The sequence below is a fragment of the Bacteroides sp. HPS0048 genome, from assembly GCF_964240755.1.
GTDB classification, from domain to species: domain Bacteria; phylum Bacteroidota; class Bacteroidia; order Bacteroidales; family Bacteroidaceae; genus Bacteroides; species Bacteroides nordii.
Map to the genome: position 1 here is coordinate 21201 of NZ_CAXSVC010000001.1, position 15559 is coordinate 36759.

Genomic DNA, 15559 nt, shown 5'->3' on the forward strand with positions numbered 1-15559 from the left:
TTTGTTTTGAATTTTAATATGAATAAAATTGGTAGTCGATGGAAGGGCCCTATTCCTTTATTGACTACCTTTTTTTATTTTCTCTTGTATATTAATATCTTGTCGTTGATCTTTTCATATTTAATCGGAGAAATGCGCGTTAAATCTTCCAGAATTGAATCCAGAGGCATGTTATTAAATGATATTGTGTATATGGAATTCTCTAAAGACTGATCCATCAATACAATTTCTTTGTTGAATTTGCGGGATAATTCTTTGGATATATCATCAAGACGAGTGTCTGTGAAGTATAGGCTGTTTGTCTTCCAGCCTGAATAGTCCGACACATTTTCAAGAGAACGCTTATGCATTGTTCCGTTTTTCTTTTCGTAGATAATTTGTTCTCCCGGAAACAATTCCAGGCTTTCCCCCCGGATATCGCTTACCCGGACATGACCCTGATTTAGCGTGGTAGTAATATCCGACTCATCGGTATATGCTTTTACATTGAATTTTGTTCCCAGTACTTTTATGTCAATTCCTGAGGTGTGTACTGTAAATGGACGGATTTTATTTTTGGCTACTTCAAAGTAAGCTTCTCCTTCCAATTCCACTTCCCGGCTAAATAATTTGAAACCGGGAGTATATTTTAACCGGGAGTCGGCATTCAGTATAATTTTGGTTCCATCCTGAAAGATAATTGTTTGCATATCTCCTTTGGGGACGTATATTTCGGCAAACCGGGGAGATTGTGTTTGATTGTAATATATGTATCCTCCGGTGGCTAATAATAAAATAGCAGGGATCCATATTGCGATGTGGCGTAACCACCATCCGATGGTGGCTTGAAGATGTTTTTTGTTTTTTTCTACCGGGGCTGGCATACAAAGTGGCTGTATCTTTATGGATTCCGTGCTTTGTAGTTCCTCACCCATCAGAATACGGGCAACATCTTCATCAATGATTTCGGATAAATAGAGTTGTCCTTCTTCAGTGCCGAACCAGCGACGTATTTCAGCCCGTCGCTCCGGTGGCAAAGCATCACATAAATAAAGCCGGATCTCTTCGTCTGTGATTGGGTAGTGGTTTTCTGTTGTCATTTTATTAGTTTTAGGTTGTAATGAGAAAAATACTCCTTACTTTCGCCTTGTATATAGAGTAAAATCGTAGTGGAGAAAAGTATTACTCGGCTTTTGATATTTAACATTTATAAACAAACCGAGGTGTAGTTCTGGTTTAGGAAAAGGAGGCACTAAGCAATACCATGCAAATGCAGATGAAATCTTTTTCGTTGAGGCTTTCACGCAATGACAATATAGCTTTATAATAGGATACTTTTACGGTGTTTACGGTAATATTGAGTTGCTCGGCTATTTCGGCATTGGATAACCCTTCGAAGATTTTCATTTGGCAAATACGGCGTTTTTGGGGTGGCAACAAGGTTAAAGCTTTTTGTATCGCCTCGTTACGCTGCTTTCTGTACAGGGTTTGTGTAATATTCTCTTCTTCAAAAAGCGGCATTCCCAATATTATTTCTTCTTTTTTTTCGAGAGTCAGCTGATGAAATTTGTAGGTATTTAACAGGTGGTTTTTAAGAATGCCGTACAGGTAAGGTTCCACTCCCTGTTCCGCATCGATCTGAGTACGGGTTTCCCACAATCTCATAAATGAGTATTGTACTGCATCTTCTGCCATTTCTTTTGATTTCAGATAACGTAATGCCAACAGGAAAAATTGCCGGTGACACTTTACGTATATTTTGGAGAAAGCCGAATGACTACCGTTGATAAGTAATAAAACTATTTCTTTGTCTATCTTTTCCATGTCTAAACTTATTAAGGTATTCTGGTTGAATATGGCTACGAAGTTAAATAAAAAATCTAATATTCGTCATGCTGATATTGATTTTACCTGTGTGTAGTGTATCAAAGGAATAAACTTTTTATCAGCATATTGCATTTGGATTGCATTATCTGTTAAAAGACCTCAAAGAAACTACCTTACATCACTTTTTATTTGTTTCTTTGCACCAAATTCGGGTGAAGTGCGGTCTTGTGACTCAATGCCGCACTTAATTTATGGCAATAATCAATGAATAAACTCTCTATAAATGCTTGTCCGCTATGCGGTGGCACGCACTTGAAGCGTGTCATGACTTGTACGGATTACTATGCATCGGGTGAACAGTTTGATGTGCTTTCCTGTGAGGACTGCGGATTTACTTTCACACAGGGTGTTCCTGTAGAAGCAGAAATAGGACGCTATTATGAAACTCCCGATTATATTTCCCATTCTGATACAAAAAAAGGGGCAATGAACGCTATTTACCATCAGGTACGTAAGTACATGTTGGGTAAGAAGGCACGTCTTGTAGCCAAAGAGTCTCATCGCAAATCAGGACGTTTGCTTGATATCGGTACAGGAACCGGTTATTTTGCTTCAACGATGGAGCAACGTGGCTGGAAAGTGGAAGCTATCGAAAAGAATGCTCAGGCACGTATGTTTGCCCAAGAGCATTTCGGACTGGATGTGAAGGCGGAAGAAGAATTGCAGGAATTCGAAGCGGGTTCATTTGACGTGATTACTTTGTGGCATGTGATGGAACATCTGGAACATCTTGATGAAACCTGGGAACGTCTTCGGGAGCTTTTATCAGACAGAGGTGTTCTTATTGTGGCTGTACCTAACTGCTCTTCGTATGATGCCGTTAAGTATGGCAAATATTGGGCGGCGTATGATGTACCCCGTCATTTATGGCATTTCACTCCGGTTACAATACAGCAATTTGCTTCCAAACATGGTTTTATTATGGCAGCACGCCATCCGATGCCGTTTGATGCATTTTATGTATCAATGTTGAGTGAAAAGCACCGGGGTAGTTCTTTCCCTTTTATGAAGGGTATGTGGGTAGGAACAATGGCATGGCTTGGTACCTTAACGAAGAAAGAGAGAAGTAGTTCTATGATTTACGTATTTAGAAAAAAACGCTGATGAAGAATAAAAACAAAAATAATTCGGTGTCTTATTTCGACATGCAATTCATAACGTCCAGTATCAGTACTACGTTGGTATTGTTGTTGTTGGGACTCGTTGTGTTTTTTGTTCTGGGGGCGCATAATCTTTCTATCTATGTCCGTGAAAATATTAATTTTTCAGTTCTCATCAGTGATGATATGAAAGAGGCTGATATTCTAAAGTTGCAGAAGAAGCTGGATAAAGAGCCTTTTGTGAAGCAAACAGAATACATATCAAAGAAACAAGCTCTGAAAGAGCAGAGTGAAGCCATGGGAACTGATCCGGAAGAGTTCCTGGGATATAATCCCTTTACTGCTTCGATTGAGATCAAACTGCATTCTGACTATGCTAATTCGGACAGTATTGCCAAGATAGAGAAAATGATAAAGAAGAACACCAATATACAAGATGTACTCTATCAGCGCGAATTAATTGATTTGGTGAACGATAATATACGGAATATCAGTCTTGTACTGCTTGCTCTGGCAGTGGTACTGGCTCTCATTTCTTTCGCTTTGATCAACAATACCATACGTTTGGCCATCTATTCCAAGCGTTTCCTCATTCATACCATGAAGTTAGTGGGAGCCAGTTGGGGCTTTATCCGCCGTCCGTTTTTACGACGGAATATATGGAGTGGTGTGTTGGCAGGTATCATGGCCGATGCTATCCTGATGGGAACTGCCTATTGGTTGGTGTCTTATGAACCGGAACTGATTCGTGTGATAACTCCTGAAGTGATGTTATTGGTTTCCGGTTCGGTATTGATATTTGGTGTCGTAATTACGTTTCTGTGTGCTTATTTGTCCATCAATAAATACTTGAGGATGAAAGCCAGTACGCTGTATTACATATAACACAGCGTGTAATTTCAATCGTAAATTGTAAATCGTAAATAGTAAATAACATTATGGCTGACAAACAAAAATTTGCCTTTGACAAGACCAATTTCATTTTACTTGCTATCGGAATGGCGGTAGTTATTATTGGTTTTATCCTTATGACGGGGCCTTCTTCTACAGAGACCGTTTTTGAACCGGATATTTTCAGTGTACGAAGAATAAAAGTAGCACCGGTAGTTTGCTTCCTGGGCTTTATTTTTATGATATACGCAGTGTTGCGCAAACCTAAAATTAAAATAGAAGAATAAGTATGGGAGATTTAACGACGATACAAACTATTATTATTGCTATTGTAGAAGGATTGACTGAGTTTTTGCCTGTTTCCTCCACCGGACATATGATTATAACACAGGCTTTGTTGGGAGTGGAAAGTACCGAATTTGTAAAAGCGTTTACGGTGATTATTCAGTTTGGTGCTATTCTTTCGGTAGTTTGCCTTTACTGGAAGCGTTTTTTCCGTTTAAATCATACCCCATTGCCTGAGGGTGCTTCGCCCCTTAAACGCTTTTTGCATAAGTTTGATTTTTACTGGAAGCTTTTGGTGGCATTTATCCCTGCGGCAGTTCTTGGCCTATTGTTTAGTGACGAAATAGATGCTTTGTTGGAAAGTGTGGTAGTGGTGGCTGTAATGCTTGTGATAGGTGGTATATTTATGCTGTTTTGTGACAGAATATTTTCTAAAAGTGACAAGGACTTTAAGATGACGGAAAAGAAAGCATTTAATATCGGATTGTTCCAGTGTATTGCTATGATACCGGGTGTTTCGCGTTCAATGGCTACTATCGTGGGTGGAATGGCCCAGAAGATGACACGAAAGGATGCTGCCGAATTTTCTTTCTTTCTGGCTGTTCCTACTATGTTTGCAGCTACCGGATACAAGGTGCTGAAACTCTTTTTGGATGGCGGAACAGAAGTATTAATGAACAATATGTCTGCCTTGATCATTGGTAATGTGGTTGCTTTTGTAGTGGCGTTGCTGGCCATTAAGTTCTTTATTAGTTTTGTTACAAAGTATGGATTCAAAGCTTTCGGTTGGTATCGTATTATCGTAGGAGGAACAATTTTAGTGCTGTTGATGTGTGGATATAATTTAGAGATTGCTTAATGAATTTTAAAGAAGGAGAAGTACTTTTTTTCAATAAACCTCTGGGATGGACATCGTTTAAGGTGGTAGGCCACATACGTTATCACATCTGCCGGAGGATGAAAGTAAAGAAATTGAAAGTAGGACATGCAGGTACGTTAGATCCTCTGGCTACGGGAGTCATGATTGTATGTACAGGTAAGGCGACTAAGAGAATAGAAGAGTTTCAGTATCATACTAAAGAGTATATTGCTACCATACAATTGGGAGCTACTACTCCGTCTTATGACCTGGAACATGAGATAGATGCAACTTATCCCACGGAGCATATAACCCGTGAGAAGATCGAAGAAGCATTGAAGCAGTTTTTAGGAGAGATTCAGCAGATTCCTCCGGCTTTCTCGGCTTGTAAAGTAGATGGTGCCCGTGCTTACGATCTGGCACGTAAAGGGCAAGAGGTCGAATTGAAGCCTAAATTGCTGGCCATTGACGAGATAGAGTTACTGGCATGTGATTTGGAGAAGATGGAGATAAAAATCCGGGTGGTTTGTAGTAAGGGAACTTATATTCGTGCATTGGCCCGTGATATTGGTGAAGCGCTTCACAGCGGTGCCCATCTGACAGGATTGGTTCGTACCCGCGTAGGTGAGGTTAAATTGGAGGATTGTCTTGATCCCGAACACTTTGCAGACTGGATAGACCAGCAAGAGATTGAAATAACAGAAGATAATTAACGTAATAAGGAGAATAGATATGAAACTGTCACAATTTAAATTTAAGTTACCAGAGGATAAAATAGCTCTGCATCCGATGAAGTACAGAGATGAATCGCGTTTAATGGTACTCCACCGTAAAACGGGTGAGATTGAACATAAGATGTTTAAAGACGTCTTGAATTATTTTGATGATAAGGATGTGTTTATTTTCAATGACACGAAGGTATTCCCGGCTCGTTTGTATGGTAATAAGGAGAAAACCGGTGCACGTATTGAGGTGTTCTTATTGCGTGAGCTGAATGAAGAACTTCGTTTGTGGGATGTATTGGTAGATCCGGCCCGTAAAATCCGTATCGGTAATAAACTTTATTTTGGTGACGATGATTCAATGGTGGCTGAAGTAATCGATAATACCACTTCACGTGGACGTACATTGCGTTTCCTCTATGATGGTCCCCATGACGAATTTAAGAAAGCACTCTATGCGTTGGGTGAAACTCCACTGCCCCACTCTATCATTAATCGTCCGGTAGAAGAAGAAGATGCGGTACGTTTCCAGTCTATCTTTGCAAAGAACGAAGGAGCTGTAACGGCGCCTACTGCCAGCTTGCATTTTAGCCGTGAATTGATGAAACGGATGGAAATTAAAGGCATTGATTTTGCTTATATCACATTGCATGCCGGTTTGGGTAATTTCCGTGATATTGACGTAGAAGACCTTACCAAGCATAAAATGGACTCGGAACAGATGTTTGTTACCGGCGAAGCCGTAAAAACGGTGAATCGTGCCAAAGATCTGGGTAGAAATGTATGTGCCGTAGGTACTACTGTAATGCGTGCTATCGAGAGTACTGTAAGCACAGACGGACATCTGAAGGAATACGAAGGCTGGACAAATAAGTTTATTTTCCCACCGTATGAATTTACAGTAGCCAATGCGATGATTTCTAATTTCCATATGCCATTGTCTACCCTGTTGATGATTGTTGCCGCTTTTGGCGGATATGATCAGGTAATGGATGCTTATCATGTGGCAATGAAGGAAGGTTACCGTTTTGGTACCTATGGGGATGCAATGTTGATTATAGACTAGGAAAATAACGATTAATGATTAGTGATAAGTGATTAGTGCCATGCGGCGTATGCTTATCACTAATCGCTAATCACTCATCACTTATCACTCATCACTCATTATCATGGTTTATTTAGGGCTTGGAACTAATTTAGGAAATAAAGAGCAGAATCTCCGGATGTCTGTACAAAAAATAGAAGAGCGGATAGGGAAGATTGTTTCCCTTTCCGCTTTTTATGTGACTGCTCCCTGGGGATTTGCTTCTGATAATAGTTTTTTGAATGCTGTAGTTTGTGTAGAGGCCCCTCTCCAGCCTTTGGAGGTATTGAAGGAAACTCAGGCGATAGAACGGGAGTTGGGGCGTACAAGTAAGTCTGTGGGTGGAGTATATTCAGATCGGCTTATAGATATCGATTTGCTGCTTTATGGCGATACAATTATGGATGAAGAAGGACTAATCCTCCCCCACCCTCTAATGGTCGAACGCCGGTTTGTAATGGAACCTCTAGCGGAGATTGCTCCCGATGTGATGCATCCAGTGCTTCACAAAACAATGAAAGAACTTTTTACTTCTTCTTTTTCTCCGCAATAAACTGAGGCAGATAGGCGATGCATCCTATTAATGCTGCATATAGATAATGTAGCTCTGTAAATGGCTTGTGCATCAGCATGCAAATGACATAATAGATTCCTATCGTTACTCCGATGTATGCCAACAAAATAAGTACTCTTTTTATTCTCTTCTTCATACGAAAATGATGTTAATATGGACCAAAGTTAGTAATTAATCAGAAATAATCTCTACCTTTGCATTCGAAATGAAATGTGGAAAGATTTGAGTAGCTTGCAACCACAGAAAAAAATGCTAAAACAACATTCCTTTCTGTGTGCCGGATGGCACTCCCCTACTCATCTTGTCTTTTCTCATTTGATTTTTAATTTTCAATTTTCAACTTTTAATTTTTAATTAAAATGGGATATTTATTCACGTCCGAATCGGTGTCTGAAGGACACCCCGACAAAGTGGCCGATCAAATATCGGACGCTGTACTTGACAAACTGTTGGCATTTGACCCCAGTTCGAAAGTAGCTTGCGAAACCTTAGTGACTACCGGACAGGTAGTGCTGGCGGGAGAAGTGAAAACCAGTGCATACATTGACTTACAGCTTGTAGCACGTGAAGTAATTAAGAAAATCGGTTACACCAAAGGTGAGTACATGTTTGAAAGTAATTCCTGTGGTGTATTCTCTGCTATTCATGAGCAAAGTGCCGACATCAACCGTGGCGTAGAACGCGAAGACCCGATGAATCAGGGTGCAGGCGACCAGGGAATGATGTTTGGTTATGCTACTAACGAAACGGAAAATTACATGCCGCTTTCTCTTGATTTAGCACATCGTATCCTGCTTGTTTTGGCAGATATTCGTCGCGAAGGGAAGGAAATGACCTATCTCCGCCCCGATGCCAAGAGCCAGGTGACTATTGAATATGATGACAACGGCAAACCCGTACGCATTGATACAATTGTGGTATCTACCCAGCACGACGACTTTATCCAGCCGGCAGACGATTCTGCAGAGGCTCAGTTGAAGGCTGACGAAGAGATGCTTGCTATCATCCGTAAAGATGTTATCGAGATATTGATGCCCCGTGTGATTGCTTCTATTCATCATGCAGACGTATTGGCTTTGTTTAATGACAATATCATTTATCATGTGAATCCAACCGGTAAGTTTGTTATCGGCGGTCCTCATGGCGATACAGGTCTTACAGGGCGTAAGATCATTGTAGATACCTATGGTGGTAAAGGTGCACACGGTGGTGGTGCTTTCTCTGGCAAGGATCCTAGCAAGGTAGACCGCAGTGCTGCTTATGCTGCCCGTCATATTGCTAAGAATCTGGTTGCTGCCGGTGTGGCCGACGAAATGCTCGTGCAAGTGTCTTATGCTATTGGTGTGGCTCGTCCTATCAACATTTATGTAGATACTTACGGACGCAGTAATGTGAAGATGAGTGACGGTGAAATAGCTAAAAAGATTGACGAATTATTTGATCTTCGTCCGAAAGCTATTGAAGAACGTTTGAAGTTACGTAATCCTATCTACAGCGAAACTGCTGCTTATGGACATATGGGACGTGAACCCCATGTAGTAACCAAGACTTTCTCTTCTCGCTATCAGCCCACTAAGACTATTGAAGTAGAGCTCTTCACTTGGGAGAAACTGGACTATGTAGACAAAGTGAAAGCTGCTTTTGGCTTGTAAATCAGCGTAGCTTTACAGCTATTTATTTATAGAGAGCCGCTCTTCTATGCCATAGGCTATAGAAGGCGGCTCTCTTCTTTTTTAAGAGATAATTTGAAAGTATTCAAGTATAAACACAAGCTCTCATTTGGATATAACTACATAATATCATTGATTTTATTATTGGTATTTACTTGATAAACAGTGATATAATATACCCTTCTTTAACATAAAATTCCACTTGTATTCCATACTCTGTCCCATCGATTAGTCGTAATTTTAAATTTGATTCATCCGGATACATTTTTTTGAATTCGGACCATTTTTTACTGATCTACCTTACACATTCCTTGTATTTTTTGAACTGCCACAAAAAATCTTCCTGATAAATATTACCTATATATTTTGAAAGATAGTACCCAACCCGGCTGTGTAAAAAGCCATATACTTGCATCGGAAGAGTATGAAGAAATTATTTTAGGTAATAGAAGAACAGGAGATCATAGCTTTCTTGAGTAATAAATAATTTAATATTTACTTAATCACATGAGACTTGATTTTATATTTTTACTAATTGTTTTGCAGAGTGTAAGGCTTAGTGGTGCATACCCCGGGTTTTTAATTTCTGCTCAATTGAGTGAGGAAGAATGCTTTATTGATCAACATCAGGTGGTTTCCACTCTTGTTGAATCATTATGGTCCACTTTATGGTTTCATCCGCTTGATACGTTGGTGATAGGAATACTTATCTCCCTGATGGCATATAATAGGATAATACATAACAAACAATTACTTTCTCACGAAAAGTTAGGAATTTCATTGAGTATAATTGATAAAGCACAAACTCCCATGACACTTATACAGAATCTGCTGGAGGATCTTACCTCTGATACTATTCCCGAATCTGTCTCAAAAAAAGCAAAACGGGCACTTGGGCACATTAATTATGTCATAGATTGTCATAAAAATGTGATTGCATTGAGTGCTATGAAGGAAATAATGCATCCTGGATTTAGTACTACTGAGTTTGAACTTTATACGTACCTGGCTCTGATTACTGATCAGTGCCGTGTGTATGCTAATATACACCGGATACAATTAAATGTCAGTAAGAGTTTCAATTATCTCAGTTGTCATGTGAATGAAATTGCTATGACTGCTGCTCTTCGGTGCCTTTTGAATAAGGTGATTGATAATACGCCCTGTGATAGTTGTATAGATATTAGGGTATCTCATCTTAATGACCAATGGAGTCTGCAAATAACCAACTGTCCAAAGTGTGAAAATAAATATGAAAGACTGTTTACACTAATTTTCGGACCGGGATTAGTACATCGTTACGGAAGTCTTCGATTGGTAAAAAAGGTGATCCATTTACATGGTGGAAAACTGATAGTAAATAGTCGTGGACGAGTAGTTACTTTTCAAATTGTTGTTCCTTTAAATTGTAATATAACAAAACAGCCGGTGCCGGAGAATTGTGTGCAGAATGGTGATAAGGCTGTTTGTGCCAATGGTAAAGGCGAGGTTATTGATGTAAAGTTACCGTTGGAGTCGGATAAAGCTCCGTTTGTTCTATTGGTGATGGCAGATAAAGAGCTAAGTGATTATCTGAATGAAACGTTTTCAGCATCTTTTCGAATGACAACCCTTGAAAAGCCGGAACAGGTTTTCTCTTTTTCAGGTTTATCCATTCCGGATGCTATTATTATTGACGAAACTGTTAATGGTACGTATGGAGACGAACTTTGCTCTCAGATAAAATCAGATACCAATATGGCCAATGTCCCTGTTGTTCTTCTGATAAACTCCGATGATAATGAGAGTTACCTCACCCATATTCATTGTGGCGCTGATAAGTTGGAAAGGCGTATGGTCAATATTTGTAAGCTCAAAGCAGATATCCGGATGCTGATAGCCAGACATACTTTACAGCGCGAACGTCTCAAAGAGCTTTTGGCAAAGAATTCTTCTGCTGTTCTTCCTGAAATGGTTACAAAGGATGATGAAAACATTTTGTTTATGAATAAAGTGCAAAAATTCCTGGAGGAGAATCTTTTTGAAAGAAAGTATACAATAAAGATGTTGAGTGCAGACATGGGAATGAGCCGTACTAAATTCTATAGTAAAATGACAGAAATTATAGGGAAAGCGCCCGAATACTATATCCTTGCTTTTAAAATGGATAAAGCCAGAACCTTGCTTGCCACACAGCGATACAGTGTCACCGAGGTAGCAACCATGGTAGGTTATTGTGATGCAAAATATTTTGGAAAGAAGTTCAAAGAGTTCTATCGGGTTTCACCATCGAAATACATTGAGAATGTAATAGGGTAAAGTTGTTTTTAAATGCTATACTTCTATGTATCTTTGCCATGTAAAACAACTGTTCTTTATAACTATAAGATGTACTCTTCTCATGTACTTCCTCCTTGTGAGATAGAGTCAAAACATCCGGATGTTTTGGATGAAAACATGGGGATGTTCTGATTTATAACATCCGGGTGTTGTATGTAAGAACATCCGGATGTTTTGAAGCTTAAACTCTTGTATTTATGTTTGTAGGTACGCTCTTTTTTCTTCTTTTCAGGTATATAGATTTATACCCTTAAAGAATATATTCTTAGGTATTCATTTTAAATAACCAAAGGTTTTCTATATTTGCAACTATGACACATCTTATAAGACGCGCTATTCTGTTTGCCCTGATAGGGCTATCTTTGTCCTCTTGCTACTTTTCCGGTGGCAATAATCGACTTACTGTCTTGCAACGGGTTGATTCTCTGATGGTAAATCATCCCGATAGTGCTTTATCACTGCTTGAAAGCATTGACAATACAGATACACTTTTACGGGCAGACAGGGCATATTATGCATTATTGCTAACGCAGGCCAAAGACAAGAATTACATAAAACATACTACTGACTCAGTGATGCATAAAGTAGTGGACTATTATGATTCGGGAAATAATGATGTTTTGCGGATGAAAGCTCATTATTATCTGGCCCGGGTTTATCAGGATATGGATAGTGTATCTGCTTCCGTGGGTGAATTCTTGATTGCTTTACAATTGGCTGAGGGTGTGAAGGATTCTGATTTTATCTGTTTGTCTGCTGCTAATTTAGGGCATTTTTTAAAGGAGCATGATTTGCCTGATGAAGCTGATTCTTATTATCAGAGAGCAGAAGAAGTGGCATTATCAAAGAGAGACTCTTTGTATTGGGCATTTATATTGATTAATCGGGCGTCTATTGCTATTCAGAGAGGTAAGGAATATTATGGGGAAGCTGAGCATAAGTTATTGAAGGCTTTTGAATATGCGGAAAGTAATAACAATATGTCCGTAAAACGAGCAGCTACTAATTCATTACTATTTTTGTATAGTAATATGGGACGATATGATGATGCTATACAACTCGGGAGAGAATATATTTATACTCAACTGGACTCGATTAAAAATATAGATGGTTATTTGATATTGGGTGATGCATTTTATCATTTGAATCAGAATGATTCTGCAAATTTCTATTTAAAGAAGAGTTTGTTTTCTTCTAACTATCATACAAAGTATTGGGCATATAGGCTTCTTAGTGATATCGCAGCAGAGAAAGGACTTTTGGTTCAATCACTGCAATGGAAAGACTCTTGCATCGTTTATGATAATTTGGCTTCTACTTTATCTTATCCGGTAAAAACAATTAAGAGTCTGGAAAGAATGATAAACCAACGTTATCTTATTCAGTATAAATCTCTTGCAAAGTGGCAATGGCTTGCTATTTCTTCCATTGTTACTATATTAATATTGTCGTTGATTTATTTTGTATGTAAACGGAAAAAATATCGTAAGAGACTTATGCAATTGGATGAAGAGCGATCTTCTATAAAAGAACTTTTTAATAATAAATTGGCTGAGATACAACGTTTGCACGAACTTATTGGGCAGTGTGAAGGGGATAAAGCGAAGATCTATGTGTTGGATAAGCAGTTAAAAACGGTATATGCTGAGAGAGACAATTTGCTTGATAAACTTATTCATTCTCTTCCCGTCTTTAAAAGCTTGATTTTAATGATAGAGAGAAATAAGGATGAGAAAGGATCAAAAGAAATAATAGACATTAAGCTTTGGGGAAAGATAATATCAGAGTTGGATGATATTACTAATAACTTTACCATAAGGTTGTCCAATCAATTTCCTATGTTGAAGAAAGATGATATTCACTTTTGTTGTTTACTGAAAATGGGATTTAAATATTCGGATATTGCTTGTCTTTGTGGACGTACCATTAATATGATGTATAAGCGGCGTGACCTGGTGATTGAAAGGATCGAGCTAAATATTTCTTCATCTTTAGAGACTTTTATTAAGGCATATTGATTGAAATTGGAGGAGTATTCATGTAAATTACACTTTTCTATTTTTATTTTATTTATTAATTTATTGTAAATCAGTTATTTATAGGTTTGCGCTTTAACAAATAACTACACATGTATTATACCCTGATTTGTGAATAAATCGTGTAATTTTGACAGTAAATATAAAACAAAAATATTATGGCAAAATTATTCTTTTTTTTATTCATTATTTCTACTGCATTGTATAGTCAGCCGGTTGCGGCTGAAGAAGTTCTAAAAGATGATGTAACGAATGGACTGGTATGGTATTCGATTCCTTTAAGAGGGCATTCTTCAAATTCAAGTGATGATACAATACTGCGTAGTCCAGCCCTTACACCTGTAAAGGCTTTCATGTGTGAGAAAACGATGCGTCTTGATTTTTCGTCTTCCATTAAAGATGTTATTATTACAGTAGTTAATGCTTCTACGGGCGAAGTGGTTTATTCTGAGAATTTTGCTACGCCGGAGGTGGTATTTATAAACTTAGATGCAGAAGAGGCTGGTGATTATCGATTGGATGTTATGGGGGATGCTACTGCTTTATGGGCTGAATTCTCGTTATAATGATGTATATCTACTTAAAAAGTACTATGGTGTTAGTATTGAAATTAGGAGATGGTTACAAGTATGGAAAAGTGAATTTATCAGCAATGAAATAACTATTATATACTTGTAAGACAATTTTAAGAAGATGTCTGAAATATAGATGTTGAAAGAAATCTGGAGGAGGGATACTTAAGTTTCTTTTAATTATTTGTATTAAGACATCTTTTTGCTTTATTATTATAGAATTTTGTTTATCTTTAGAGGTTTATTGGCTGTTGTTATATTTCTGATACATATCACTGATTTTGGATGTCTAATCTTAAAATACATTTACTTATGAAAAAGATTTTATGTTTTACATGTCTGCTGTTTGTCTGTTCATTCGCATCTGCTCAATTAACAGTGAATCCTAATGGTAATGTTGCTGTTAAAAGTGGAGTAACTCCTTTATCTACGATAAGTGTAAATGGGAATGGTAATACGGAAAGTGATGTTTTTGTTGAATCAACGAAAAGAGGTATAATGGTGCATCGTACAGGAGTAGCACCGAACGGTGGGTGGGGGATCGGTATAACAGGAGATGCTACGCCTGAGGCAAATTCTTTCAATATAGGTACACGTGGATATACCGTTGCCAGTTCACCTTTAGGAGGTGGGCGTGCGTATGGGGTATTTGGAAGAGCCGGGAATTGTACTTCCGGGTATAACTTTGGTGTTTTAGGAGCTCTTGATGGTTCTGTCAATGGAGCGGGTATATATGGCACTTCCAATGCTTATGATTGGGGAGAATCTGTTCCGGGGCGTTATGCCGGCTTTTTCAGAGGCAATGTATACGTGACTGCTAGTATTTATGGTCAGCTATTAACTCCTACGGCTATTTCTCAGCAAAGTCTGTCTCCTTTATCGAGGGTTTCTGCTGCTGATGTAAATGTAACAGATAAACTGAGGCTGTTGAATTCTGTTCGCTACAATTTAGAGCAACCTGCCGCACAGAATGTTTCCAAGGTTAGAAATGCAGGCGATAGCCTGGCGATTAGTTCTTTGGAACTTTCGGTGGAGGAGGCTCAGGCTTATTCTAAAGCGCATTATGGCTTTGTTGCACAGGAACTGAAAGAAGTATATCCCGATCTGGTGTATGAAAATGCACAAGGCGAACTGAGCATTAATTATATTGAAATGATTCCTCTATTGGTACAATCTATTCAAGAGTTGGCCATGGAAGTGAATAATCTGAAATCAGATAAAGGCTTTACGAGAGCGGCTGTATCAAAAGGTGGAGATGATGACTCTTCTTCTGAGTACAGGGATATCATAGCACCGGAATTATTTCAAAATATGCCTAATCCTTTTACAGATAATACGGTGATCAAATATATTATCCCACAAGATGCCCAAAAAGCCAATTTACTTATCTATAATATGAGCGGTAAACAGATTGAGCAATTCACTTTATCTCAAAAAGGTGAGGGCTCTGTTACTTTGGCGGGTAGCCAACTGGAGGCAGGTATGTATTTGTATTCTTTGATCGTTGATGGAAATGTGATTGATGTGAAAAGAATGATCCTAACTAAGTAGGAGAAATTAGGGCTAAACTATTGCTATTAT

General features: G+C 38.5%; 15 protein-coding genes. 12 read left to right on the forward strand and 3 right to left on the reverse strand.

Going from position 1 to position 15559, the window contains the following annotated elements; all coding sequences use genetic code 11:
• Window positions 1-74 precede the first annotated feature (74 nt).
• Both ACESQI_RS00075 and ACESQI_RS00080 read right to left on the reverse strand, forming a co-directional pair.
• A complete protein-coding gene (locus tag ACESQI_RS00075) occupies window positions 75-1079 on the reverse strand; it encodes a FecR family protein (protein WP_195661062.1) in 1005 nt (334 codons plus the stop codon).
• A 136-nt stretch (window positions 1080-1215) separates the two neighbouring features.
• On the reverse strand, window positions 1216-1803 hold the full coding sequence (locus ACESQI_RS00080) for an RNA polymerase sigma-70 factor (protein WP_002558526.1): 588 nt from the start codon (window positions 1801-1803) through the stop codon (window positions 1216-1218).
• A gap of 267 nt (window positions 1804-2070) precedes the next feature.
• Between ACESQI_RS00080 and ACESQI_RS00085 the strand changes: the two genes are divergently transcribed.
• The 7 genes from ACESQI_RS00085 (at window position 2071) to folK (ending at window position 7360) form a co-directional block, all read left to right on the forward strand.
• A complete protein-coding gene (locus tag ACESQI_RS00085; RefSeq protein WP_007483166.1) occupies window positions 2071-2970 on the forward strand; it encodes a methyltransferase domain-containing protein in 900 nt (299 codons plus the stop codon).
• Window positions 2970-3851, forward strand: coding sequence for an ABC transporter permease (locus ACESQI_RS00090; RefSeq protein WP_007483168.1), 882 nt, complete (start codon window positions 2970-2972; stop codon window positions 3849-3851). Before ACESQI_RS00085 ends, ACESQI_RS00090 begins: the two co-directional genes overlap by 1 nt.
• Before the next feature lie 53 nt (window positions 3852-3904).
• Window positions 3905-4144, forward strand: coding sequence for a DUF3098 domain-containing protein (locus tag ACESQI_RS00095; protein ID WP_002558529.1), 240 nt, complete (start codon window positions 3905-3907; stop codon window positions 4142-4144).
• 2 nt (window positions 4145-4146) lie between these two features.
• On the forward strand, window positions 4147-5001 hold the full coding sequence (locus tag ACESQI_RS00100; RefSeq protein ID WP_002558530.1) for an undecaprenyl-diphosphate phosphatase: 855 nt from the start codon (window positions 4147-4149) through the stop codon (window positions 4999-5001).
• On the forward strand, window positions 5001-5714 hold the full coding sequence (gene truB, locus ACESQI_RS00105; RefSeq protein ID WP_002558531.1) for a tRNA pseudouridine(55) synthase TruB: 714 nt from the start codon (window positions 5001-5003) through the stop codon (window positions 5712-5714). The genes ACESQI_RS00100 and truB overlap by 1 nt, the downstream gene beginning before the upstream one ends.
• A gap of 19 nt (window positions 5715-5733) precedes the next feature.
• Window positions 5734-6789, forward strand: a complete 1056-nt coding sequence (gene queA / locus ACESQI_RS00110; RefSeq protein ID WP_002558532.1) for a tRNA preQ1(34) S-adenosylmethionine ribosyltransferase-isomerase QueA — start codon at window positions 5734-5736, stop codon at window positions 6787-6789.
• Between the two features lie 103 nt (window positions 6790-6892).
• On the forward strand, window positions 6893-7360 hold the full coding sequence (gene folK, locus ACESQI_RS00115) for a 2-amino-4-hydroxy-6-hydroxymethyldihydropteridine diphosphokinase (RefSeq protein ID WP_373125309.1): 468 nt from the start codon (window positions 6893-6895) through the stop codon (window positions 7358-7360).
• On the opposite strand, the gene ACESQI_RS00120 is transcribed toward folK, so the two are convergent.
• On the reverse strand, window positions 7335-7517 hold the full coding sequence (locus ACESQI_RS00120; RefSeq protein WP_081768103.1) for a hypothetical protein: 183 nt from the start codon (window positions 7515-7517) through the stop codon (window positions 7335-7337). The two genes, folK and ACESQI_RS00120, sit on opposite strands and share 26 nt — an antisense overlap.
• 223 nt (window positions 7518-7740) lie before the next feature.
• Here ACESQI_RS00120 and metK point away from each other — a divergent pair, with 223 nt between their 5' ends.
• From metK to ACESQI_RS00145, 5 genes are all read left to right on the forward strand, one after another.
• Window positions 7741-9033 (forward strand): methionine adenosyltransferase, encoded by a 1293-nt coding sequence (gene metK / locus ACESQI_RS00125; protein ID WP_373125310.1) that lies wholly within the window; start codon window positions 7741-7743, stop codon window positions 9031-9033.
• Between the two features lie 525 nt (window positions 9034-9558).
• Window positions 9559-11349, forward strand: coding sequence for a helix-turn-helix domain-containing protein (locus tag ACESQI_RS00130; protein ID WP_279209722.1), 1791 nt, complete (start codon window positions 9559-9561; stop codon window positions 11347-11349).
• Window positions 11350-11681: 332 nt separating this feature from the next.
• The gene (locus tag ACESQI_RS00135; protein WP_373125311.1) at window positions 11682-13388 is read left to right on the forward strand and encodes a tetratricopeptide repeat protein; all 1707 of its coding nucleotides are present in this window, start codon (window positions 11682-11684) and stop codon (window positions 13386-13388) included.
• A gap of 176 nt (window positions 13389-13564) precedes the next feature.
• On the forward strand, window positions 13565-13972 hold the full coding sequence (locus ACESQI_RS00140) for a DUF3244 domain-containing protein (protein ID WP_373125312.1): 408 nt from the start codon (window positions 13565-13567) through the stop codon (window positions 13970-13972).
• 318 nt (window positions 13973-14290) lie between these two features.
• Window positions 14291-15529, forward strand: a complete 1239-nt coding sequence (locus ACESQI_RS00145) for a T9SS type A sorting domain-containing protein (RefSeq protein ID WP_256142104.1) — start codon at window positions 14291-14293, stop codon at window positions 15527-15529.
• The last annotated feature ends 30 nt before the right edge of the window (window positions 15530-15559 follow it).